Here is a 23,911-nt window from a genome sequence, read left to right as displayed (position 1 = left end):
CGAAAAAATGCGGACAAAGCCTCGTAGACACTGGCATCGCGGCTCCATCACACCTAAATCGGAACAGCGTGCCGGCAAACGACGCAACGATGCTTCAAGACGTTGACTATCCGGACTGCGGGAAAACATGAAAGCTGATTTTTACGAAACGCTAGGCGTGCAAAAGGGCGCCGACGAGAAGGAGCTCAAGAGCGCTTTTCGCAAGCTCGCCATGCAGTTCCATCCCGACCGCAACCCAGGCGACCATGCCTGCGAGCACAAGTTCAAGGAAATCAACGAAGCCTATGAGACACTGAAGGACCCGCAGAAGCGCGCCGCCTATGATCGCTTCGGCCACGCCGCCTTCGAGCACGGCGGTATGAATGGCGGGGCGCAAGGCTTTGGCGCCGGCGGTTTCGCCGACATTTTCGAAGACATTTTCGGCGACATGATGGGCGGGCGCCAGCGCCGCTCGTCCGGCGGCCGCGAGCGCGGCGCCGACCTGCGCTACAATATGGAAATTACGCTGGAAGAGGCATTTTCCGGCAAGACCGCGCAGATTCGGGTGCCAGCCTCGATCTCCTGCTCGGAATGCTCGGGCAGCGGCGCCAAGCCTGGCACCCAGCCCGTCACCTGCTCGATGTGCAACGGCCACGGCAAGGTGCGCGCCACGCAAGGCTTCTTCTCGATCGAGCGCACCTGCCCGCAATGCCAGGGGCGCGGCCAGACCATCAAGGATCCGTGCCCGAAATGCGCCGGCCAGGGCCGTGTCACCGAGGAGCGCTCGCTGTCGGTAAACATCCCTGCCGGCATCGAGGATGGCACCCGCATCCGGCTGGCCAATGAGGGCGAGGCCGGCCTGCGCGGCGGCCCGTCGGGCGATCTCTACATCTTCCTCGCGGTCAAGCCGCACGAATTCTTCCAGCGCGACGGGGCCGATCTTTATTGCAAGGTGCCGATCTCGATGACGACGGCAGCGCTTGGCGGCTCGTTCGAGGTGACGACACTGGACGGTACCCAGACGAAGGTGAAGGTGCCGGAAGGCACCCAGAACGGTCGCCAGTTCCGCCTCAAGGGCAAGGGCATGCCGGTGCTGCGCCAGCCCAATATCGGCGACCTCTACATCCAGACCGTGGTTGAGACGCCGCAGAACCTTTCGCGCCGTCAGCGCGAATTGCTGGAGGAATTCGAGCAGCTTTCCTCAAAGGACAATTCGCCTCAGTCGAGCGGATTTTTCGCCCGCATGAAAGACTTTTTCGAAACGTTCGGCGAGCACTGAAGCTGATCCCTGGAAAACGCTTCCCGAGCGTCATCAACACCTTATCCGGGGATTCGACTTGTCTTGCACCTCGTAACTGTTAAGTAGCATGCGAGGGAGCGTTGAGGAGGACTTTCGATGACGCGTAGTCCCGGACTGCGAAAGACGCTGGCGGAAAAGTTCGACGACGAGCTGAAGTTCTTCAAGGGCTGGATCGACAAGCCGAAGGCGGTCGGTTCGATCGTCCCGACCAGTTCCATCACCGCAGGCAAGATGGCCTCGATCGTCGATCCGACATCCGGCCTGCCGGTGCTCGAGGTCGGGCCCGGTACAGGCGTCATCACACGCGCCATCCTCGCCCAGGGCATAAAGCCTGAGAACCTCTACGCGGTCGAATATTCCACTGATTTCGTGCGCCATCTGCGCCAGCTTTATCCAGGCGTCAACGTCATCGAGGGCGACGCCTTCAATCTCGACGCGACGCTTGGCGACAAGCGCGACCTGATCTTCGATTCTGTGATATCGGGCGTGCCGCTGCTCAATTTCCCTGTCGCCCAGCGCATCGCCTATGTCGAGAGCCTGCTCGACCGTATCCCGGCGGGCCGGCCGATCGTGCAGCTGACTTACGGGCCGCTGTCGCCGATCCCGCCGGGCCGCGGCGACTATACGGTCGAGCATTTCCATTTCGTCATCCGCAATATTCCGCCGACGCAGCTTTGGATCTACCGACGCGGGGCCGCATGAATTGAAGCGTTGGGTTTGAATAGCACTTGTCTTATACCCATCGGGTGACAAGGCAGACCCATGGCTGTGATCCCGAAAATTCTCGTCGTCGCCGGTTCGTTGCGCAGCGGCGCCTATAGCGGCAGGACCGCCGACGTGGCACAGAAGGAACTTGCCATGCAGGGCGCCGAGGTGACCCGCATCTCGCTCGCCGACTATCCGCTGCCGATCCTCGACCAGGATTTGGAAAAGGACGAAGGCATTCCCGACAACGCCGTCAAGCTCGGCCGGATGATCGCCGCCCATGACGGGCTGCTGATCGCGACGCCCGAATATAACGGCTCCATTCCACCGCTGCTCAAGAACAGCATCGATTGGGTGAGCCAGCTGCGCAAGGATGGCGGCCGGACGTTCAGGCCGCTTGCCGGCAAGGTCGCCGGCCTCTGCTCGTCTTCCAACGGACCCTTCGGCGGGATACGCTGCATCAACCATCTGCGCGCCGTTCTGGTACGCTGCCGGATGGAGGTGGTGACACCGGAGTGTTCGGTGCCGGAGGGCGGCTACGCCTTCGACGACGAGGGCAACTTCCGGGACGAAAGACTACGCCAATCGATGGAGCACCTATGCCGAACGCTGATCGAAACCTCGCGCATGCTGTCGACGCGGATCGAGGCATGATCCCGGACGCCGCGCATGCCGACACGATGCAGGAACGGCTGATCGTCGGCCTCGACCTGCCGACGCTGAAGGAAGCCGAGAAAGCGGTGCGCGAGCTCGACGGGATCGTCTCCTTCTACAAGATCGGTTACCAGCTCGCCTTTGCCGGCGGGCTCGATTTCGCCCGCGAGCTGGCCAGCGGCGGCACTAGGATCTTTCTCGACATGAAGCTCCTCGACATCGATAACACCGTTGCCAAGGGGGTCGACAACATCGCCAGGATGGGCATGAGCATGCTGACCATCCATGCCTATCCGAAGACGATGAAGGCGGCGGTCGAGGCCGCGAGGGGCAGCGACCTTTGCCTGCTCGGGGTCACCGTGCTGACCTCGATGGACGAGCAGGACGTGATCGACGCCGGCTATGAGTATGATCCGCATACACTGGTGCTGAGGCGCTCCGAGCAGGCGCTGCATGCCGGCATGGGCGGCATCGTCTGCTCGGCCGAGGAAGCTGAGGCGGTGCGCCGCATCGTCGGCCCCGACCTGGCGGTCGTGACGCCGGGAATCCGGCCGAAGGGCAGCGACCATGGCGACCAGAAGCGGGTGGTGACGCCGGCGCAGGCGATCCGTAACGGCTCCAGCCATCTCGTCGTCGGCCGGCCGATCGTCGGTGCGGCCGACAGGCGGGCGGCGGCGGAAGCCATCCTTGACGAAATGCGCTCCGCGTAACATCCCCAAAACCATTTCGGAGAAATGCCATGCCCAAGGGATACTGGATCGCTCGCGTCGACGTGCGCGATGCGGAAGGCTACAAGGACTATGTCGCAGCTGCCAAACCGGCCTTCGACCGCTTCGGCGCCAAGTTCCTGGCGCGCGGCGGCGCGCATGAGAAGGCCGAGGGGCCGGGCCGCGACCGCAACGTGATCATCGAGTTTCCGTCGCTTGCGGCGGCGCATGACTGCTACCACTCTCCCGAATACCAGCGCGCCGTCGCGATCCGCCAGAAGGTGGCCGAGGGCGAAATCGTGCTGGTCGAGGGGATTTAGGCGAGAAGCCGGTTCGCCGCTGCCTCCGCCATCGCATCGGCGAGGCTCAAGCCCCATTGCTGGCGACAGTAATCGCGGAAATCGAAGCAGGGCAGGCCGGGGCAGACCTCGAACTCGATGAGGTGGACGCTGTCGTCGGCTTCGACCCGGAAATCGATGGAAAACACATCCCGCAGGCCAAGCCCGACCATCAGGCTTTCGGCGATGTTGCGGATCCTTGCATCAGCCAGAGGCTGGCTGCCGGCGACCGGCAGCAGCAACGGCTCGGCGTAATTTCCCGTGGCTTTGGCCGCTTCGCCGGTATTGCCGTAAAGCGCCAGGCTGTCCTGCATGGTCTGGAAATCGCCGCCTGAATCGACAAAGGCGATGCCCAGCGCCTCGACGCCGGTATCCGGCCTCAATCCGAGAAAACTGGCGCGCGCGTTGCGGCCGGCGACATAGGGCTGGACGACGACATCGTCGCGATAGGCGGCGAAGACGCGCCGGCTAAGCTCCAGCGCATGGCCGAGATCGTGGCAGCGCGAATCGGGCCAGATACCGATCTTGGCGCCGAGCCGGTTCGGCTTGACGAACCAGCCGGCGGGCGAAGCCGGCGGCGCGACCAGCCAGGCGCCGTCACGGGCAAGGCCCGCCTGCGGCACCGGCAAGCCGAACGCGCCGAGCACGGCGCCTGAACGGAACTTGTCCTGGCAGAGCGCGAAAAGCGCATCGTCGGCGCCGATCGCCTCCAGGCCGTTCAGCCGTGCCAGAGCTGGTGCCGCGCCGCCGCGGAAATAGGCGATGCCGTCGGTCAGCGTCCAGACTAGCGTGGTCTTCGGGTCCTCGCCGGCGAGAACGCTTGCGGCGTCGTCGAGCGCCACCGGCGCAAACGACGGGCCGCGCTTCTGGCAAGCGGCGGCAAGTGCGTCGAATTCAGCAGCGATATCGGTCGATTGCGCCAGATAGGAGGCAATTTCGGCGGCACGCTCCGGCACGTGGTTATCGGCAACCAGCCGATCGAAGCAAGCCTTTTCTGGCTCGTAGACAAGGATCAGCTTCGGCTTGCGGCTTGACATGATCGAACGATTTCCCGGCAGCACGATTGCTAAAGCAATTCCAGGAAAAGTGTGAAACGGTTTTCCGTCCGGAATTGCGTCAAAACAAAGAGATAGAGCGGTTCAGCGTTCCCGCGAAACGATGAACCGTTCTAGCATCGCACGGCGAATGCATTCGGCTTTCGCGGAACCGACGTCAGCCGGACGCCTGCACGACAGCAACGGCGCCATCTTCCTGTTTGACCATGATCTTTTCCGAAAACCGGTTCCCACTTTTCGGCATCATGGTCAGCCAATCAGCACACGCGGCTCGAAGCGACCATTGACTGGAATGTCGAGCATAAATGTCATGCCGGCTTGCGGGTCGAGCAGGCGCTGCTTCTCGCTCTTGCCCGACCAGGCGGAGGTGACCGCCAGCCGGTCGGCATTCCTGCCGACGAAAGCCGGACAGGAAGGCTGCGTCGCCGGCATCGCCACCGAACGGACGAGCTTGCCGTCGGGTCCATAGGCTTCGACGACGCTGCCGCCCCAGCAGGCGTTCCACAATATGCCGTCACGGTCGAGCACCGAACCATCGATATAGCCCTTGGCCGAACGGTGGTCGACGAAGACCTTCGGTTCGCCAACCGGCAGGCCGGTCGCCGGATCGCAGCCGACGCGCATCAACAGCCCGGTGCTGGTGTCGGTGTAATAGGCGATCGTCCCATCCTCGGAAAAGCAGATCGAATTGGGCACCGTGACGTCGGCATAGAGCCGGCGCAGCTCGCCCTTGAAGAACCAGTAGATCGAACCGGCGGCCTTCTCCTCGCCCTTGCCCATGGTGCCGACCCAGAGGGCGCCGCAAGGGTGAACGCGTGAATCGTTCGAGCGGGTGACCGTATTGTCGGCCTCGATCGGCGTGTGCAGCGTCAGCTTGCCGGTCGCGACGTCGCGGACATGCAGACCGGTCTCGGTGGCGATCAGCTGGCGTTGGTCGTCGATGATGCAGATGGCGCTGGCCATCTGACCGAGCTCGTGGATTTTGACGGCACCGCCCGACAGGCGCTGTTCGAGGAGCTGGCCGTTGACGATGTCGAACCAGTAGAGCGTGTCGGTGGCAGGGTCATAGCTTGGTCCCTCCCCGAGTTGGCAGACATGGTCGGAAAAAACCGAAACAATGGTCTCGCTCATCATGCCACTCCAAACGCCGCGTCCCAGGCCTGAACTGCGGCTTTCGCTCGCGCTGCCACTTCGTCGACGCTCATGCCCGGCTTGAACAGGCTCGAGCCAAGACCGAAGACGCTGACGCCGGCTGCCTTGTAGCCGGCAAAATCCTTATCCGAAACGCCGCCGACCGCGCCGACCAGCACACTGGCCGGCAGCACCGCGCGCATCGCCGAAATGCCCGCCGCGCCAAGCACGCTCGCCGGGAAGAATTTCAGTGCCGAGGCGCCGAGCCGGATTGCTTGAAATGCCTCGGTCGGCGTGAACACGCCGGGCATCGTCACCATGCCGTAGTGCATGGCACGGCCCATGACCTCGGCATCGATATTGGGGCTGACCAGCAGCCGCCCGCCGGCCTTGTGCAGGCCGTCGACATCGGCGGCGCTGAGCACCGTGCCGGCACCGACCAAGGCTGTTGGAGGAAGCGCTCCGACAATGCTGGCGATGGAGGCGTAAGGATCGGGCGAGTTGAGCGGCACCTCGATCGCTTCGATACCGGCGCCGAAGATCGCCTGGCCGATCGCCACCGCCTCGCTTGGCTTGAGGCCACGCAGGATGGCGACCAGACCCCGCTCGAGCTTTGGAAAAGGTGCGGTCTCTGTCATGCGGCAACTCCATTTCCGGCGATCATGCCATTTTCGCGCGCGGCTTCGGCAAGACCGGCACGCACCGCCTCGTCGGCGTCGACCACCCTGACCGCGAGCCCGGCAAGGCCGAGCGCGTCGGCATAGAGCGTGCCAAGTGCGCCCGACGCGATCAGCACGACGGGCACGGCACTCGCCCCATAACGGCGATTTGCCGAAGCGATCTCGCCGCCGATCAGCAGGCCGGACAGGCACGCGGCGGCATCCTCGGGCTTCAGATCCTGCAGCAGGCTGGCGGCGCGGATCGAGAACAGTCTTGAACCGATGTCACCGCCTTCGGCCAACGCCTTCAGGCACCACTCCCGGAAAAATGGATTTTCGGCGGCAACCGGCTTCGGCGGCTCGCCCAGCGAATGGCGCAGGATCGAGTGCGCGGCCAGCACCGAAAACAGCTCGCCGGTCGGCCAGGTGCCGAAACCGGCAACGGCACCGTCCTCGACCAGCACCCATTTCGAATGCGTGCCAGGCATGCAGACGACATGGCGTCCCTTTGCCGGCAAACCGGCGCCGGCAAGCTGCGTCTCCTCGCCGCGCATGACATCCGGGGCGTCGGCCAGACGCTGGGCAAGGCCGGGCACGATGCGGATGTCGCGGCGCTGGCCGGGGATGCGGGCAGCGCCGGCGAGAATAGCGCCGATCGGCGCCGGCACGCTGACATAGGGCGCCTCCAGCCAGCCCTGGCGCGAACCGGCCATGCCGCAAATGATGACCGGCAGCGCCTCGGCTGCGCCCAGTGCAGCCAGATGCCCTTCAAGAATGGACGAAAATCCTTTAGCCTGGGCGGTGATCAGCCCGTCATCGCCGCGCCGCTCGGCGAGAACCTTGCCGGCGCCGTCGAGCAGCCAGACCCTCATACGGGTGGTGCCCCAGTCGACGGCCGCGACGGAAGCTGCCTTGCTCGATGAGATCACAGGAACCCCCCATCGACGATCAGCATCTGCGCGGTCAGCATGCGTGAGGCATCCGACGCCAGGAACAGCACGGTGCCGACAATGTCTTCCGGCTGCATCACCTCTTTGATGCACTGTTTGGCGACATGAGCGGCGAGCGCTTCTTCGGTGACCCAGAGCTTTCTCTGCCGCTCGGTGATCACCCAGCCGGGCGCGATCGCGTTGACACGGATGCCGTCGACGCCGAGCTTGCCGGCAAGACCCTTGGTGAGACCGACGATGCCGGCCTTGGCGGCGGTGTAGGCCGGCATATCGGGATGGTTGATGAGAAACGACGTCGAGGTGAAGTTGATGATCGAGCCGCCGCCGGCCCGCTTCATGCCCGGCGCCACCGCCTGTGCGCTGAAGAAATGCGGGCGCAGGTTGATGGCATGGTTGTTGTCCCAGAACTCCACCGTGACGTCTTCGACGGCATGACGGTCATCCTGAGCGGCATTGTTGACCAGCACGGTCACGTTGCCATGCGCCTCGGCGGCTTTGGCGATTGATACCCGCAATGCCTCGATGTCGCGTATGTCGGTCTTGAGATAGAACGGCCGCCGGCCGAGCTCCTTGTCTAACCGATCGGCCAGCGCCAGGCTCGGACGGTCGGCGATATCGATGAAGGCGACCTTTGCCCCCTGGCGGACAAAACCTTCGGTCAAGGCAGCACCAATGCCGGAGCCGCCGCCGGTGATCAGCACCGAAGCGCCTTCGAGGTCGGCAAAGCGTGCCGATGGCATCATGAAATTCTCTCCCGGTCCAATGATCGCGGTCGGCCGGCGCGCATCCTATCCAGCCATGTCGGGCGGGCAAGGGCGAAAGAGTGGATTGTCAGGACTTATGTCCGACAAAAGGCCGCACGGGCCGCCGATCGATCAGTTGCCCAGCCGGACGCGGTACAATTCGACGGCGGCTCCGCTGGTCCCGGCAACCGGCTCAAGCCATTCCGGCACGCTGCCGCGCATCAGCCCGGCAAGAAAGCCTGCCGGCGCCTTGGCTGCGAGGAGCTTGCTTTCGGCGCTGCCGGGGCACAGCGCGACGAGGCCGACGTGATGATCCGCCACGACCGTCCTGGCATCGGCATCAGACCCAAGGAAGGCATCGAGCGCCAGCAGGTTGCCGGCGACATTGCGATGATAAGGCCCAGCGAAGACGCGATGTCCGGAATAGGCCAGGATAGGCGATCCGAGATTGGAAATTGCCAGTACGGTGGTGCCGGGCAGGCGGCCGAGTGCCGCAAAGGAGGCCATGCGCTGGCAAGCGACATCGGTGCCGTCGCCATTATCCGCCGTGGTGTTGCTGTCGTCGAAGGCTACCGAGGTCGCCGCGGCAGCCCCAGTCCAGACCGCATTCACCGAAACCAGCCAGACGGCAGCCATGCGCAGCGCCACCCCGCGCGACGCGCTGGCCTCGGCCCGTTGACGCCATTTGGCAATCCAGGCGGCAAGCGGGATGACGGCGAAGGCGATCGAGAATGTCGAACCGCGTACCTGCCAGGCGCTGACGATGAAGGCCACGACAAGCAGCGCGCCGACAAGGCTGTCCTGCCGCCGCCAGCCACCGCGGCCAAGGCGAAGCGCCATCAGCACGAGCGCAATGAGCGGCGTGGCATAGCGCGCCACCACCCCGGCCGGATCTTCAGCGAGCAGCTTGAACAGCGATTGCGCCTCGTCGATGTGATCAAGCCATAGCTCCTTGAGGCGCGGATCGAGGTTGGCGTAGGGCGCTGCCAGGCATTGTGGGAACAACAAGACGACGACAGCGCCCAATAGCAGGGCAAGCAGGCCAAGTGAGGCGATGCGCCGTTGGCGCGTGCGGCCGGCCGGCTCGATCGACGCTATCGCCGCAAGGCCGGTTCCGGCAATCGCCGCGACGACGAACTGCACGGTCGAAAAGGCGTCGCATTGCGCCTGACCCCAGGCAGACGGCGCAATGGTGGCGACAAAGACGAGAGCGGACACGCCGGCAAAGCCGAGGCCGAAATCCCTGGCGATCAGCCTCTCGCCATTGGCGCCGAGGGCGAACAGCATGGCGACAGAGGCGCCGATGGTGGCCACATAAGGGGCGGTCTCCATACCGACGGCCAGCATCAATCCGGCGCACAGGCCGGAGAGCAATGCCGCCGGCCTGCGCATTGGCGCTTCAAGCAATAGGCTCAGGCTGGCCATGCTCAGCATCAGCTGGATATTGTGGTGATCGAGCGCGCCAGGCGAAAAAATGCCAATGAAATACAGTGCGGCAGCGCCGACCACGACAGCGGGCAGCACGGCGCTGTCACCGGCAAAGCTGCGTGCGGCGCGGGCGGTGAAAAACACGGTCAGGCAGAAGAGCAGCGTCGGCCACAGCACTTGCGCAACATTCTCGGCAAAGGCCGCGCTGCCGGTCAGGGCCGATACGGCGATGATGATGGCGGCGATCGGCGCATCGACCAGCCGCGACCAATGCATGACGAAACCGCCTTCCAGGCCCATCCTGTACTGGTGCAGATCGAACCAGCCCTGGCTGGCCAGCATGTCGCGAACTTCGACAAGGCGCAGCAGATTGTCGTTGTCGCCGCCGGCATTGGTCAATTCCGGGAAGCCGGCAAGGGCATTGACGGCAAGTGCCGGCAACGTGGCAAGCAGCGCCAGCGCGATATCGGACCTCCAAATGGAGGCGCCATCGTCGGCTGTGCTCATATCAGGACCTTTGGAAGGAATACGGTGCGGTTTAAACCTAGCCTTAACAGCTTCAATAAATAGTAAAGCCGCCCGAGCGAGGCCGGCGCTTGAGCGGTCAGGGGCCTCACAGGGCATCCGGAGACGAAAAATGCCACAAGAAGTGCGCCATGAGCCGAGCATCGCCGTGCTCCTGCCTTGCTACAATGAGGAGCTGACGATCGGCGAAGTGGTGCGGCGCTTTCGCGAAACGCTGCCTGCCGCCGCGATCTATGTCTACGACAACAATTCGCGCGATCTGACGGCGCTCCGAGCCCGCGCCGCCGGCGCCATCGTGGTGCGCGAGCCGCGCCAGGGCAAAGGCAATGTCGTGCGCCGCATGTTCGCCGACATCGAGGCCGACATCTACCTGATGGCCGACGGCGACGGCACCTATGCGCCGGAGGACGCGCCGCAACTGATCAACACGCTGCTGACCGAGCGCTCCGACATGGTGGTGGGCACCAGGCGCGGCGTCGCCAACGACGCCGGCAGGACAGGCCACGCCTTCGGCAACCGCATCTTCAACAGCCTCTACAAACGTTTGTTCGGCTCGGACTTTACCGATATCTTCTCGGGTTACCGCGCCTTCACCAGGCGCTTCGTCAAGAGTTTTCCCGCCGTTTCCGGCGGTTTCGAGATCGAGACCGAAATGTCGGTGCACGCCTCGCAGCTCAAATTGCCGGTCAGCGAGATCGGACTCGACTATGGCCGCCGGCCGGAAGGCTCCTCGTCGAAGCTGTCGACCTTTCGCGACGGCGCGAAGATCCTGTGGATGTTCGCCATGCTGATGAAGGAGACGCAGCCGCTGCGTTTCTTCGGCGCTTTTTCGGTGTTCTTCCTGGCATCAAGCCTGTTTCTGATGGCGCCGGTGCTGATCGAGTTCGCCGAAACCGGGCTTGTGCCGCGCATGCCGACCTGGGTTCTGTCGGTCGGCCTGCTGCTGCTGTCGATGCTGGCGGCGGTGACCGGGGTGATCCTCGATTCGGTGTCGCGCGGCCGCGCCGAGCAGAAGCGCATCTTCTATCTGTCGATGCCTTCCGGTCGCGTCGAACGTGAACGTGCAAGCGCGCTCGCGACTTTGAAGGCCGGACCGCGCAAGACCCCGCGCGCGGCCTAGAGCCTAAATGGGACGCCTCGCCCGCTTCATTGTCGCCGGCGGCATCGGCTTCGTCGCCGACGCGGGTGCGCTTTGGCTGGTGCTGGCGGCAACGCCGCTTGGCCCCTTGGCAGCCCGCATCATTTCGATCGGTTTTGCGCTGTCCGCCACCTGGCTGATCAACCGCCACCTGACCTTCTCGCCTTCCAGCCGGGGCATCGCGCATGAGGGCGCCCGCTACGGCGGCGTCGGCATTGCCACCAGCGTCGTCAATTATCTCGTCTATTGCGTCATGTTGTTCGCACTGCCGATGGTGTCGCCGCTCATAGCCCTTGCGGTCGCCTCGCTGGTCGCCATGGCGCTGTCCTTCCTCGGCTATTCCAAGCTGGTGTTCGACCGCTGAAGGCACATCGCGTTGGGATCTGCGCCAAGCGAAGCGCAGCCTCATCATGACCTTGGCCGATTGGCAGAGGCCGCCGATTTCCTTATATCGCTGTCGTCGATGCATCGGCCCGAAAAATCGGAATCGATTTTCGGAAAGCACGATGCATGGATTCAAGAAATGTTGGAGCGTACTTTGTGCGTCCAAGTGGATCGCTCCAAGTGCGCCGGAGAGCTGCCATGCCCCTGAAAGTCGCCGTCCAGATGGACCACATCTCCACCGTGTCGGTAGCCGGCGACACGTCGTTTGCACTGTCGCTGGAGGCGCAGCGGCGCGGCCACCAATTGTTCCACTACACGCCCGACCGGCTGTCGCTGCGCGACGGCAAGGTGTTTGCCCGTATCGAGGCGATGCAGGTCCGCGACGAGAAGGGCAATCATTATTCGCTGGGCGAAGAAGTCCGCACCGATCTTTCGGAGATGGACGTCATCCTTTTGCGGCAGGATCCGCCCTTCGACATGAACTACATCACCACCACGCATATTCTCGAGCGCATCCATCCGAAGACGCTGGTGGTCAACGACCCGGCCTGGGTGCGCAACAGCCCGGAAAAGATCTTCGTCACCGAATTTCCCGACCTGATGCCGGACACGCTGATCACCAAGGACCCTCTCGAGGTCGCAGCCTTCCGCAAGGAGTTCGGCGATATCATCGTCAAACCGCTCTACGGCAATGGCGGCGCCGGCATCTTCCACCTGCACGAGGCCGACCGCAACCTCGCCTCGCTGCTCGAAATGTTCGACCAGTTGTTCCGCGAACCCTACATCGTGCAGCGCTACCTCAAGGAGGTGCGGGCTGGCGACAAGCGCATCATCCTGGTTGACGGCGAGCCTGTCGGCGCCATCAACCGGGTACCGGCCGAGCATGATTCCCGCTCCAACATGCATGTCGGCGGCCGCGCCGAAAAGACCGAGCTGACGGCGCGCGAACGCGAGATCTGTGCCCGCATCGGCCCCGCGCTGAAGGAGCGCGGCTTCATCCTTGTCGGCATCGACGTCATCGGCGACTACATGACCGAGATCAACGTGACCTCACCGACCGGCATACGCGAAGTGCAGCGCTTCGGCGGCGCCGACATCGCCAGCCTATTTTGGGATGCCGTCGAGGAGAAGCGCAACTAGCGTACATTGCTTCTGGAAGCGGCCGCGTTCCGGACCATTGCAGCCGTGGCGCTCAGCTGTTCCCCAAATGTTCTTGCCTTCGCCGGAAATCTGTGGTTGTCTCCGGTGACGCCGTTCGCGGCATGATCGCAAAGGCTTGGGGCAAAAGCCTGCATCCGGGGTGAAGACATGGTGGCGCGGGTTCGCACGGTTGCTTTCCAGGGCATCGAGGCCGTGCCGGTCGACGTGCAGGTGATGATCGCGCCGGGCAAGGTCAACATGCACATCGTCGGGCTGGCCGACAAGGCTGTAGCCGAAAGCCGCAAGCGGGTGCAGGCAGCGCTGCATGCATCCGGCCTGTCGATGCCGTCGAAGAAGGTCACCGTCAATCTGGCACCCGCTGACCTGCCCAAGGAAGGCAGCCACTACGATCTGCCGATCGCCCTCGGGCTGATGGCGGCGCTCGGCGCCATTCCGGGCGACATGCTGGCCGGCTATGTCGTGCTTGGCGAATTGTCGCTCGACGGAACCATCGCCGCGGTGGCTGGCGCGCTGCCGGCGGCAATCGGTGCCAACGCCGAAGGCAAGGGCTTGATCTGCCCGTTCGCCTGCGGGCCGGAAGCGGCCTGGGCCGGCAAGGACTTCGACATATTGGCGCCGCGCAGCCTGATCGCCATCGCCAATCATTTTCGCGGCACGCAGGTTCTGTCACGGCCGGAAGCCGGCATCCATGCCGCGGCGCGCGACCTGCCCGACCTTGCCGACATCAAGGGCCAGGAGACCGCCAAGCGGGCGCTGGAGGTGGCGGCCGCCGGCGGCCACAATCTTTTGATGGTCGGACCGCCGGGGTCGGGAAAGTCGATGCTGGCGCAGCGGCTGCCGTCGATCCTACCGCCGCTGGCGCCCAGGGAATTGCTCGAAGTCTCGATGATCGCCTCGGTGGCCGGCGAACTCGGCGAAGGAAAACTCACCGACCGGCGGCCGTTCCGCGCGCCGCATCATTCGGCCTCGATGGCGGCGATGGTCGGCGGCGGGTTGCGCGTACGGCCGGGCGAGGCTTCGCTCGCCCATCACGGCGTGCTGTTCCTCGACGAGTTTCCCGAATTCTCGCCGCAGGCGCTCGATGCGCTGCGCCAGCCGCTCGAGACCGGCGACTGCATGATCGCGCGCGCCAATCATCGCGTTACTTATCCGGCACGTATCCAGCTGGTCGCGGCGATGAACCCGTGCCGCTGCGGCATGGCCGGCGAGCCCGGCTATCGCTGCCTGCGCGGCGACCGCTGCCGCACCGACTACCAGGCGCGCATTTCCGGCCCGCTGCTCGACCGTATCGATCTCAGGATCGAGGTGCCGGCGGTCTCGGCCAGCGATCTGATCCGGCCGGACCGGGCGGAGAAAAGTGCCGCCGTCGCACTACGTGTTGCCCGCGCCCGTACGATCCAGCGCGAGCGCTTCGAGCGGCTCGGCGCGACCGCCACCACCAACGCCCATTGCTCGCCGTCAGTCATCGAGGAGATCGCCATGCCCGATGCCGCCGGCCTGTCGCTGCTGAGGGATGCCAGCGAAAAGCTCGGCTTTTCCGCGCGCGCCTATCACCGCGTCTTGAAGGTGGCGCGGACCCTGGCCGATCTCGAGGCCAGCGAGACGGTCGGCCGCATTCATCTGGCCGAAGCGATTTCGTACCGCATGAGCTCGGAGCGGATGGCGCAGGCGGCGTAGCGTTTTCCCTCCCCCTGAGGGGAAGGTGGCCGCGAAGCGGCCGGGTGGGGTCGCCGGTGAGACGCTCGGCCTGTCGCATTTCGAAACCGACCGAGGTGCGGAGCGTTGCGATGCTCCTCCTAAGGCGCACCGTCAGAATTGGGTTGGCGCACTGCATTGGCGACCCCACCCGGCCCTTCGGGCCACCCCCCCTCAAGGGGGAGGGAGACGCCGGCGCTTACCCTTGGCCGGCGTGCATCGTGCTTTCGGTTCAGCCGTTATCCCGCGCCTTCAGCTCCAGCCGCCGCGCGTGCAGCACTGGCTCGGTGTAGCCGTTGGCCTGGACGCGGCCCTTGAAGACCAGATCACACGCGGCGAGGAAGGCGATGGACTTGTCGAAATCCGGCGCCATCGGCCGGTAGAGCGGATCGCCTTCGTTCTGGCGGTCGACGATCGCCGCCATGCGTTTCATCGTCTCCATGACCTGCTCGGGCGTGCAGACGCCGTGATGCAGCCAGTTGGCGATGTGCTGCGAGGAGATGCGCAGCGTGGCGCGGTCCTCCATCAGGCCGACGTCGTTTATGTCCGGCACTTTCGAACAGCCGACGCCCTGGTCGATCCAGCGCACGACATAGCCCAGAATGCCTTGCGCGTTGTTGTCGAGTTCCTTCTGGATGTCCGCCTGAGACCAGTTCGGCCGCACCGCGACCGGCACCGACAGGATGTCGTCGAGTTTTGCCTTGGGCCGGCTCTTCAGTGCCGCCTGCACGGCATGGACGTCGACCTTGTGGTAGTGCGTGGCGTGCAGGGTTGCCGCCGTCGGCGACGGCACCCAGGCGGTGTTGGCGCCGGCCTTGGGATGCGCGATTTTCTCGGCCAGCATCGCCGCCATCAGGTCGGGCATCGCCCACATGCCCTTGCCTATCTGGGCGTGGCCGGCCAACCCACATTCCAGCCCGATGTCGACGTTCCAGGCTTCGTAGGCGGCAATCCAGGCGGCCTGCTTCATGTCGCCCTTGCGGATCATCGGGCCGGCTTCCATCGAGGTGTGGATCTCGTCGCCGGTGCGATCGAGGAAGCCGGTGTTGATGAAGACGACGCGTTCTTTCGCGGCGCGGATCGCCTCCTTGAGGTTGACGGTGGTGCGCCGCTCCTCGTCCATGATGCCCATCTTGAGGGTGTTTTTGGGCACGCCGAGCAGCGCCTCGACACGGTCGAAAATCTCGACGGCGAAGGCAACTTCGTCGGGCCCGTGCATCTTGGGCTTTACGATGTACATCGAGCCGGCGCGAGAATTGGTGCGGCGCCCGTTCACGCCGATGTCATGCAGCGCGATCAGCGCCGTCAGCGCCGCATCCATGATGCCTTCCGGCACCTCGTTGCCGTCGCGGTCTGATATCGCCGGATTGGTCATAAGGTGGCCGACATTCCTGACCAGCATCAGCGAGCGGCCGGGCAAGGTCAGCGTGCCGCCATCCGGCGCGGTGTAAGTACGGTCGGGGTTGAGCCTTCGGACAAAGCTCTTGCCGGCCTTGGTGATCTCTTCCGCCAAGTCGCCCTTCATCAGGCCGAGCCAGTTGCGGTAGACCAGCACCTTGTCCTGCGCATCCACCGCGGCGACCGAATCCTCGCAGTCCTGGATGGTGGTCAGCGCCGATTCCAGCACGACATCGGCAATGCCGGCCGGATCGGTGCGGCCGATCTGGTTGTTGCGGTCGATGACGATTTCAATGTGCAGGCCGTTCTTGACCAGCAGGACGGCTTCGGGGTCGGCGGCATCGCCGCGATAGCCGGCAAACTGTCTGAGGTCGGCAAGCATGGTGGCGCCGGCACCCTCGCCCAGCCGCAACATGCCATTGGCGACCGAAAGCCCGTTGACGCCGGCCCATTTGCCTGTCGTGAGCGGCACCGCCTCGTCGAAGAAGCTTTTCACCCAGGCGACGACCTTGGCGCCGCGCGCCGGATTGAATTTGTTGCCTCGCTCGGCGCCGTCCGTCTCCGGGATGGCGTCGGTTCCGTAGAGCGCATCGTACAGCGAGCCCCAGCGCGCATTGGCGGCATTCAGCGCATAACGCGCGTTCATCACCGGCACCACCAGCTGCGGCCCGGCAACCAAAGCGATTTCCGGGTCGACATTTTCGGTGGTCACGCTGAACGCCGGCCCCTCGGGCAGGAGATAGCCGATCTCGCGGAGGAACGTCTTGTAGGCCTCCATGTCGACGGGCGCGCCATTGTCGCGATACCAGCGGTCGAGCTTGTCCTGCATGGCATCGCGCTTTTCGAGCAGCGCCCGGTTTTTTGGCGAGAGATCATAGACGATCGCCGAAAAACCGTTCCAGAATGCCTCCGCCTCGATGCCGGTGCCCGGCATCGCTTCGTTCACGACGAAATCATGAAGCTCGCGGGCAATCCGCAATCCGGCGATCTCGACGCGATCAGTCATCAGGGCTTCTCCAGGGCTTGGCCGGCTTGCCGGCCTCGGGCCTTTGACATGGCAAGGTTGTAGGGTCAACTCGGCCTAAGGTGAAGGTAGGGCGTTTTCGCTGCCGATCTCCCCCCTTGAGGGGGAGATGGCCGGCAGGCCAGAGGGGGTCGCCTCGCGTGGAGTGCAACCTCTTCTTTGCACCAAATCGCGTCGCGCTTCATGCGAGGCGACCCCCTCTGTCGCCTTCGGCGACATCTCCCCCTCGGGGGGGAGATTACGCGCTCACACCGCAATCCTTGGCCGTCCCGACGCCACCGCCACGACATGCGCCTCGATGAACATGCGCTGGCCCTCTACGGTGGAGACGCGGAACTCGCTGGCGATTTCGATCTCGGCGCTGTCGGTGCCGGCGTCCTTAGCCCGCCCGGCGGCAATCGCGCGCACATCCTTCTCCGCCGCGGCGATTGCCGCCGCCTCGTCGTTGAAATCGCGCACGCTTTCACCGGAAGCAACGCGGAACAGCCCTTCCTTGGGCTGGCTGACCCGCGCCTCGGCCGAAACCCGGACCTGGCCGACGACGGCGCCGAGCGCGTTGGCGACATCGGTATCCTGCGGCACCACGCATCGATTGCCGACCAGCTCGGCCAGGCCGACATAGTGCAGCGGCGCCGAGGCGCCGAGGCCGATGACCGGACGGTCGAGCGCGACGCTGAGCCGGGCGATGCCGGGATGCGCGTCGACGGCGCGCTGGACCAGGGCATGGGCGACGGTCGCCGCGCCATCCAGCCCGTCCTCGGCAAAGGCGGTCTCGAGGATGACTTCCGCCGACAGGCGGGTCAGCGCGGTCAGCACCCGTTCCGAGATCGCCTCCGGCGAGGCGGCGATGAACTGGCCGCGGCCGTCGCGCCTGCGCGCGAACAGCTCGGCACCCAGACGCGCCGCGGCCGCATCCCAATTGGCCTGCCTGCCCAGCACATGCGCGGCGTCCGACGGCGTGAAGCCGGCGACATGCACCAGCCCGCGCGACACCAGCCGGTTCAAGGTGGCGTTCTGGGCGTTCGAGGTCAGCAATCTGTCGAGAGCCTGCGGCACGGCGCCGATCAGCTCGTAGAGCTTGGCTTCGGCGCCGGTCAGTCCGGCCGCCAGCCGCTCCGGCACGCCGGTACGCACCGCCAGGCGGCCATCCATGCGGCCGGGATTGGGCGCGCGCAGCTGGCGCTCGAGCTCCGCCGTGACGGCCTCGCCATGCATCAAGCCGGCCAGCGCCAGCGGCACCAGGCGGCGCGGGCCGAGCAGGATTCTCGGATTGAGCGCGCCGTCCTCCAGCGCCACTTCGGAATCGCCGCCGAGGCCAAAGGTGCGCATGGCGACGGCCTCGACCATGGTGCGGAACCCGCCGACGGTGGCGCCTTCCGGATCAAGCCGCGGCCGGCCCTTGTCGAGCACGGCGACGTCGGTGGTGGTGCCGCCGATATCGGAGACCACGGCATCGTCGAGGCCGGTCATGTGGCGGGCACCGACGAGGCTGGCGGCGGGGCCGGACAGGATGGTCTCGATCGGCCGCTGGCGGGCAAAGGCGGCCGAGACCAAAGCGCCGTCGCCGCGCACCACCATCAGCGGGGCGGCGATGTTGCGCGCGGCCAAAAAGCCTTCGGTTGCCGCGACCAGCCGGTCGATCATCGAGATCAGCCTGGCGTTGAGCAATGTCGTCAGCGCCCGGCGCGGGCCGCCGAGCTTGGCCGACAGTTCGTGGCTGGCGGTGACCGGCAGGCCGGTCCTGTCGCGGATCAGGTTCCGCGCGCTTAGCTCATGCGCCGGGTTGCGGGTGGCGAAATAGGCGCAGACGGCAAAGCCGGACACCGAATTTTCCAGTTCCGGCAAAGCTGCCTCCAGCCCGGACAGATCGAGCTTTGCCGCATTGCCATGGACATCGTGGCCGCCGGGGCAGAACACCACCGGGTCGGTGCCAAGCGCCGCCTTTAGCCCGTCGCGGGCAAGGTCGCCCTCGGCAAAGCCGATCATCACCAGCGCCACGCGGCCGCCCTGGCCCTCGACCAGCGCATTGGTGGCTAGCGTCGTCGACATCGACACCAGTTTGATCGCTGCCGGGTCGGTGCCGGCCATTTCGAGCACCGCATCGACCGCGCCGGAGATGCCGACCGCCAGATCGTGCCGTGTCGTCAGCGCCTTGGCCTTGGCCAGCACTTTTCCGCCGGGGCCGCCGGCTTCCGACCACAGCACCGCGTCGGTATAGGTGCCGCCGGTGTCGATGCCGAGGAACAGGGGTGGCGATTTGATGTTGGCGGTCATTGGCGGGTCCGGAGAATTGCTGCCCCGCCCCTTAGCCGATACGGGCCGGGCGATAAAGGCACGAGCGCTGGGCCAAGGCAGCGTAATCTCCCCCCTCGAGGGGGAGATGGCCGGCAGGCCAGAGGGGGTCGTCTCGCGTGGAGCGCCGGCATTCTCTGGCCGCGATGGCGTTGGCGTCAGGACGTACCGACCCCCTCTGTCGCCTTCGGCGACATCTCCCCCTCAAGGAGGGAGATAGCGGCGCCGCCTACCCCACAAACCCCACGCGCTTGTGCGAGCCATCGCAGAACGGCTTGTTGGCGGAGTGGCCGCAGCGGCAGAGGAAGGCGCGTTGCGTACGGTCGACCGTGTGGCCGGTGCCGGTGACGATTTCGACATTGCCTTCGAGCTTGAGCGGGCCGTTGGTCGTCGGCGTCACCGTCAGCGGGCCATTCCGCACCTCCAGCGCCGGCGTGTCCTTCAGCGCCGGCTCGCCGGTGGCGGTGAAGCCCGATTTGGCGTGGCTGCCATCGCAGAACGGCTTGTTTTCCGAGGCGCCGCAGCGGCAGAGCGTGGCGCGGTAAAACGTTTCGCCGCCCAACACGATCTCGGCATGCAGCGCAAGCGGACCGTTTTCCCTTATGCGCACAATGTTGACCACCGGCGGCTGTTCCTGCGGCCCGCCATCCTTGCGGATATAGGTGATGGCGCCGGACGGGCAGGCTTCGGCGAGCGCCACGATCTTCTCGACGCTGGCCGCCTCCGGATGGATCCACTGGCCGGGCGCGTTGGGCACGAAAACATGCGGATCGCCAAGCACGCAATTGCGCGAATGGATACAGCGGCGCCCGGAAAAGCCGATATCGATCTTTTCGCCTTCGACCACTGCCATGGATGGGGTCTCCTGTCGGACTACGCTATGGCCACGGTCAGGACGACGTCAAGGTAGCATTCTCCCCATCGTGAGGGCCGACCTCGGGTGCGGCGGGGAGGGATTCGCATTTTTTGCTCACCGCGCCACATTTTGTTCTTGCTTTGTGCCGGCAGCTATGCTACTAATTTGGGTATGGTGCCAATTGGCTCCAACGACCCGCCTGCCGAGGCGGGTTTTTTGTTTCAGCTTTGAAATTCCGTTGCCGGCCTGCACTCGCGGGACGGCCCTCTCCCCCCTCGCGGGGGAGATGGCCGCGCAGCGGCCAGAGGGGGTCGGCACGACCGGACTCGGCCTACTGCTGCAGAACAGGTTGGCGCTCTATGCGCGGCGACCCCCTCTGTCGCCTTTGGCGACATCTCCCCCTCAAGGGGGGAGATCTGCCACGTCACGGAACCAGATCGATTTCCTCGGTCTCGCCGCCACTGCAGGTGTAGCAGCAATCGTCGCACTTTTCCGTATTGCCGGGGCCGACGCCCCAATAGGTATTCTCGTCGCCATCGACCCAGGCGCCGTAGCAGATCGATTCGCCGTCCTTGCAGGACAGCGGGATCGCCTTGGTCTCGCCGTCATTGAGATAGTAATCCTGATTGTTGCCCGGCCAGACATGGTCGCGGTCCTGGCTGTAGAGCTCGACGCGCATGGCGTTCGGATGGCTGTTCCTGATCTCGAAAGTGACATCGCCGGCATGCGCGACGGGCGCAAACAGCATGACAATGAACAGCGACGCGGCGACGCGGCGCGCGAAAGCGTAAGACGACATGATGATTTCCCCCCGGAATGACACGGCCTGCCCGGCCGCGACGGGAACATGGCATGGCGGCGGGATGGGTGGAAGAGGTGATTCCCGCATTTGCGCTCCGCGTGACGCGCGAGGTTGCCAAGGAAGACCCCTCTCCGGTTTGCTTCGCAAACCACCTCTCCCCACTTCGTGGGGCGAGGAATGCCAATCACCGAAGCCTCACAACACCTGGGTTCCTCGCCCCCACAAAGTGGGGGAGAGGTGGCCGCGAAGCGGCCGGAGAGGGGGCGGTCCGACTGGACTCAACGCCCGGGCTTCAGCAGCGTCCAGATCCAGCCGATGAATGTGAGCACCAGAAAGGGATATCCGGCAGCAGGCAGCGGCGCCGAGGTCGGCAGCAAAGGCGCCCCCCACAGGATCAGGCCGGCCGACACGACAAACAGCACGGCGGCCACGACAGCCGTGAGCCGCATCCACAGCGCGAAGGTTTTCGGCGCGCTGACCATGACCAGCGCCGCCGCCCAAAGCGAGATACCGCCGACATAGGAGGGCACGCTGGCCTCAAGCCCCGCCGCATTGCCGGAGAGCAGCAGGCTTTCGCCGGCGAGAAAGGTCAGAAATCCGGCCGCCACGCAGTCATTGCCCAGCCGCTGATATTTCATCGTCAGCAGCGCGGTCGCCACCACGAGCGCTACGCCGTCGATTGTCCAGAGCGTTTCGCGAAGGGGCGCGCTCTCGACGAAGGTGCCGGCGAGTCCGAAAGCGCCGCCCATGGCGAGGCCGATCGCGGCGACGATGTCCAGAGTGGAGCGCATGTGATGTCTCCCCCGAAGCCGCAAGGATACTTCAAGGCGGGACATTCTCCAATGATGGTCCGCTGTCCTGAAGGGTCGCAATGGCCGGCGCGTATCCAGCTTGCTGACCTGTCGCACGCTTCTGCCCAATCTTCACCATGCAGCTTCAGCGCCGCGCTGGCGGGGGGCCCGCTGCCTCCGGCAGCTCCCCCGCTTTCGAAGCCTGCCATCGATTCACTGGATCGATGGCTTGGCGCGCTGTGCGCGCCAACCGGCTTCTCAATCCCCCATCTTCAGCGCCTGGATAAACGCCTCCTGCGGGATATCCACCTTGCCGAACTGCCGCATCCGCTTCTTGCCCTCTTTCTGCTTGTCGAGCAGCTTGCGCTTGCGTGATACGTCGCCGCCGTAGCATTTGGCGGTGACGTCCTTGCGCAGCGCCGAGATGGTCTCGCGGGCGATGACCTTGCCGCCGATCGCCGCCTGGATCGGGATCTTGAACAGATGATGCGGGATCAACTCCTTCAGCTTCTCGCACATCTGGCGGCCGCGCTTTTCCGCCGCCGTGCGGTGGACCAGCATCGATAGCGCGTCGACCGGCTCCTCATTGACCAGGATCGACATTTTGACCAGGTCGCCCTCGCGATAGTCGGTCAGGTGATAGTCGAAGGAGGCGTAGCCCTTGGAGATCGACTTCAGCCGGTCGTAGAAGTCGAAGACGACTTCGTTGAGCGGCAGGTCGTAGATCAGCATGGCGCGCTTGCCGACATAGGACAGGTCGGCCTGGATGCCGCGCCGGTCCTGGCAGAGTTTCAGGATGCCGCCGAGATAGTCGTCCGGGGTGAGGATGGTGGCGCGGATCCACGGCTCCTCGATGGCCGAAATCTTGACCACGTCGGGCATGTCGGCCGGGTTGTGCAGTTCCTTGACCGTGCCGTCGTTCAACAGCAGGCGGTAGACGACGCTAGGCGCGGTGGCGATGAGATCGAGATTGAATTCGCGCTCCAGCCGCTCCTGGATGATTTCGAGATGCAGCAGGCCAAGGAAGCCGCAGCGATAGCCGAAGCCGAGCGCGGCGCTGGTTTCCATTTCAAAGGAGAAGGAGGCGTCGTTGAGGCGCAGCTTGCCGACGGCGGCGCGCAGATCCTCGAAATCGGCGGCGTCGACCGGGAACAGGCCGCAGAACACCACCGGCTGCGCCGGCTTGAAGCCGGGCAGGGCCTGTGCCGTCGGGCGCTTGTCCTCGGTGATGGTGTCACCGACGCGAGTGTCGGCGACTTCCTTGATCGAGCCGGTGAAGAAGCCGAACTCGCCGGGGCCGAGCTCGTCGACATTGATGCGGGCGGGCGTAAAGACGCCGGTGCGCTCGACCAGGTACCTGGCGCCGGTGCCCATCATGCGGATGGTCTGGCCCTTCTTCAGCACGCCGTCGATGATGCGGACCAGCACGATAACGCCGAGATAGGCGTCGTACCAGCTGTCGACCAGCATCGCCTTCAGCGGGGCCGCGATGTCGCCCTCGCGCGGCGGCGGCAGATCGTTGACGATCGCTTCGAGCACGTCGGGAATGCCGAGGCCGGTCTTGGCCGAAATCAGCACGGCGTTGGAGGCGTCGATGCCGATCACCTCCTCGACCTGTTCGCGGATGCGCTCGGGCTCGGCGGCGGGCAGGTCGACCTTGTTCAGCACCACGACGATCTCGTGGTTGTTGTCGATCGCCTGGTAGACATTGGCCAGCGTCTGCGCCTCGACGCCTTGCGAGGCGTCGACGACCAGCAGTGAACCTTCGCAGGCGGCGAGCGAGCGCGACACTTCATAGGCGAAGTCGACATGGCCGGGCGTGTCGATCAGGTTGAGGATATAGTCCTCGCCATTGTTGGCGCGGTATTTCAGCCGCACCGTCTGCGCCTTGATGGTGATGCCGCGCTCGCGCTCGATGTCCATCGAGTCCAGCACCTGCTCCTTCATGTCGCGCAGCTCCAGCCCGCCGGTCGACTGGATCAGCCGGTCGGCAAGCGTGGATTTGCCATGGTCGATATGGGCAACGATGGAGAAGTTGCGGATGTTTTTGATCGGCGTGGTCATGCGGCGCGCTTTAGCAGGGGCACGCTACATCGGCAAGCGGCGGGGCGCGGGTGCGGCGGCGGGGCGGCAAAGTCGTTAAACTTTGATCCATGAGATTAGAGCATAGTTCGCGCCCGGCGTGATAGCCCACTG

The 23,911-nt window shown here is 64.9% G+C and carries 21 protein-coding genes; 9 read left to right on the top strand and 12 right to left on the bottom strand.

From position 1 onward, the window contains the following. Positions 1–127: 127 nt before the first annotated feature. The 5 genes from dnaJ (at position 128) to NKI16_RS22380 (ending at position 3,665) form a co-directional block, all read left to right on the top strand. A complete protein-coding gene (gene dnaJ, locus NKI16_RS22400; protein ID WP_023679852.1) occupies positions 128–1,258 on the top strand; it encodes a molecular chaperone DnaJ in 1,131 nt (376 codons plus the stop codon). Positions 1,259–1,375: 117 nt separating this feature from the next. Then, positions 1,376–1,981: a phospholipid N-methyltransferase PmtA gene (gene pmtA / locus NKI16_RS22395; protein WP_023679853.1), complete on the top strand. Its 606-nt coding sequence runs from the start codon at positions 1,376–1,378 to the stop codon at positions 1,979–1,981. Between the two features lie 60 nt (positions 1,982–2,041). After that, positions 2,042–2,638, top strand: a complete 597-nt coding sequence (locus NKI16_RS22390; protein WP_023679854.1) for an NADPH-dependent FMN reductase — start codon at positions 2,042–2,044, stop codon at positions 2,636–2,638. Continuing rightward, positions 2,635–3,348 (top strand): orotidine-5'-phosphate decarboxylase, encoded by a 714-nt coding sequence (gene pyrF / locus NKI16_RS22385; protein ID WP_023679855.1) that lies wholly within the window; start codon positions 2,635–2,637, stop codon positions 3,346–3,348. Before NKI16_RS22390 ends, pyrF begins: the two co-directional genes overlap by 4 nt. 29 nt (positions 3,349–3,377) lie before the next feature. Then, positions 3,378–3,665 carry a DUF1330 domain-containing protein gene (locus NKI16_RS22380; RefSeq protein WP_023679856.1) on the top strand — a complete coding sequence of 96 codons (288 nt, stop codon included), beginning with the start codon at positions 3,378–3,380 and terminating at the stop codon, positions 3,663–3,665. Here NKI16_RS22380 and NKI16_RS22375 read toward each other — a convergent pair. The 6 genes from NKI16_RS22375 to NKI16_RS22350 form a co-directional block, all read right to left on the bottom strand. Next, positions 3,662–4,720: a D-alanine--D-alanine ligase family protein gene (locus NKI16_RS22375; RefSeq protein ID WP_031212748.1), complete on the bottom strand. Its 1,059-nt coding sequence runs from the start codon at positions 4,718–4,720 to the stop codon at positions 3,662–3,664. The genes NKI16_RS22380 and NKI16_RS22375 overlap by 4 nt on opposite strands. Positions 4,721–4,987: 267 nt before the next feature. Next, on the bottom strand, positions 4,988–5,869 hold the full coding sequence (locus NKI16_RS22370) for an SMP-30/gluconolactonase/LRE family protein (RefSeq protein WP_023679859.1): 882 nt from the start codon (positions 5,867–5,869) through the stop codon (positions 4,988–4,990). Continuing rightward, positions 5,869–6,507: a 2-dehydro-3-deoxy-6-phosphogalactonate aldolase gene (locus tag NKI16_RS22365; RefSeq protein ID WP_023679860.1), complete on the bottom strand. Its 639-nt coding sequence runs from the start codon at positions 6,505–6,507 to the stop codon at positions 5,869–5,871. The genes NKI16_RS22370 and NKI16_RS22365 overlap by 1 nt, the downstream gene beginning before the upstream one ends. Further along, complete coding sequence (locus NKI16_RS22360; RefSeq protein WP_031212749.1) at positions 6,504–7,454, bottom strand: 2-dehydro-3-deoxygalactonokinase; 951 nt, start codon at positions 7,452–7,454, stop codon at positions 6,504–6,506. Before NKI16_RS22360 ends, NKI16_RS22365 begins: the two co-directional genes overlap by 4 nt. After that, positions 7,454–8,221 (bottom strand): SDR family NAD(P)-dependent oxidoreductase, encoded by a 768-nt coding sequence (locus NKI16_RS22355; protein WP_023679862.1) that lies wholly within the window; start codon positions 8,219–8,221, stop codon positions 7,454–7,456. Before NKI16_RS22355 ends, NKI16_RS22360 begins: the two co-directional genes overlap by 1 nt. 132 nt (positions 8,222–8,353) lie before the next feature. Beyond that, a complete protein-coding gene (locus tag NKI16_RS22350; RefSeq protein ID WP_023679863.1) occupies positions 8,354–10,156 on the bottom strand; it encodes a hypothetical protein in 1,803 nt (600 codons plus the stop codon). Positions 10,157–10,286: 130 nt separating this feature from the next. Between NKI16_RS22350 and NKI16_RS22345 the strand changes: the two genes are divergently transcribed. The 4 genes from NKI16_RS22345 (at position 10,287) to NKI16_RS22330 (ending at position 14,534) form a co-directional block, all read left to right on the top strand. Beyond that, entirely contained in the window at positions 10,287–11,294 is a 1,008-nt protein-coding gene (locus NKI16_RS22345) for a glycosyltransferase (protein ID WP_031212751.1), read from the top strand. A gap of 7 nt (positions 11,295–11,301) precedes the next feature. Further along, positions 11,302–11,676: a GtrA family protein gene (locus NKI16_RS22340; protein ID WP_023679865.1), complete on the top strand. Its 375-nt coding sequence runs from the start codon at positions 11,302–11,304 to the stop codon at positions 11,674–11,676. A 218-nt stretch (positions 11,677–11,894) separates the two neighbouring features. Then, positions 11,895–12,836 carry a glutathione synthase gene (gene gshB, locus NKI16_RS22335; protein WP_023679866.1) on the top strand — a complete coding sequence of 314 codons (942 nt, stop codon included), beginning with the start codon at positions 11,895–11,897 and terminating at the stop codon, positions 12,834–12,836. Between the two features lie 168 nt (positions 12,837–13,004). Continuing rightward, complete coding sequence (locus tag NKI16_RS22330) at positions 13,005–14,534, top strand: YifB family Mg chelatase-like AAA ATPase (RefSeq protein ID WP_352842456.1); 1,530 nt, start codon at positions 13,005–13,007, stop codon at positions 14,532–14,534. Positions 14,535–14,784: 250 nt separating this feature from the next. Here the strand turns inward: NKI16_RS22330 and NKI16_RS22325 are convergent, their stop codons facing one another. From NKI16_RS22325 to lepA, 6 genes are all read right to left on the bottom strand, one after another. Further along, complete coding sequence (locus NKI16_RS22325; protein WP_352782590.1) at positions 14,785–16,956, bottom strand: malate synthase G; 2,172 nt, start codon at positions 16,954–16,956, stop codon at positions 14,785–14,787. A 264-nt stretch (positions 16,957–17,220) separates the two neighbouring features. Next, entirely contained in the window at positions 17,221–19,248 is a 2,028-nt protein-coding gene (locus NKI16_RS22320) for a hydantoinase/oxoprolinase N-terminal domain-containing protein (protein WP_352782592.1), read from the bottom strand. A 247-nt stretch (positions 19,249–19,495) separates the two neighbouring features. Further along, on the bottom strand, positions 19,496–20,119 hold the full coding sequence (locus NKI16_RS22315; RefSeq protein WP_352782594.1) for a CDGSH iron-sulfur domain-containing protein: 624 nt from the start codon (positions 20,117–20,119) through the stop codon (positions 19,496–19,498). A 427-nt stretch (positions 20,120–20,546) separates the two neighbouring features. After that, entirely contained in the window at positions 20,547–20,921 is a 375-nt protein-coding gene (locus tag NKI16_RS22310) for a hypothetical protein (protein WP_352575286.1), read from the bottom strand. A gap of 281 nt (positions 20,922–21,202) precedes the next feature. Continuing rightward, entirely contained in the window at positions 21,203–21,715 is a 513-nt protein-coding gene (locus NKI16_RS22305) for a hypothetical protein (protein WP_352840155.1), read from the bottom strand. Positions 21,716–21,973: 258 nt separating this feature from the next. Continuing rightward, a complete protein-coding gene (gene lepA / locus NKI16_RS22300; protein ID WP_352509385.1) occupies positions 21,974–23,779 on the bottom strand; it encodes a translation elongation factor 4 in 1,806 nt (601 codons plus the stop codon). Positions 23,780–23,911 lie beyond the last annotated feature (132 nt).

The sequence above is a fragment of the Mesorhizobium sp. M0698 genome (assembly GCF_040320455.1).
Lineage (GTDB): Bacteria > Pseudomonadota > Alphaproteobacteria > Rhizobiales > Rhizobiaceae > Mesorhizobium.
The sequence above is the reverse complement of the archived record's forward strand: the minus strand, read 5'-3'. Positions and strand labels throughout refer to the sequence as shown.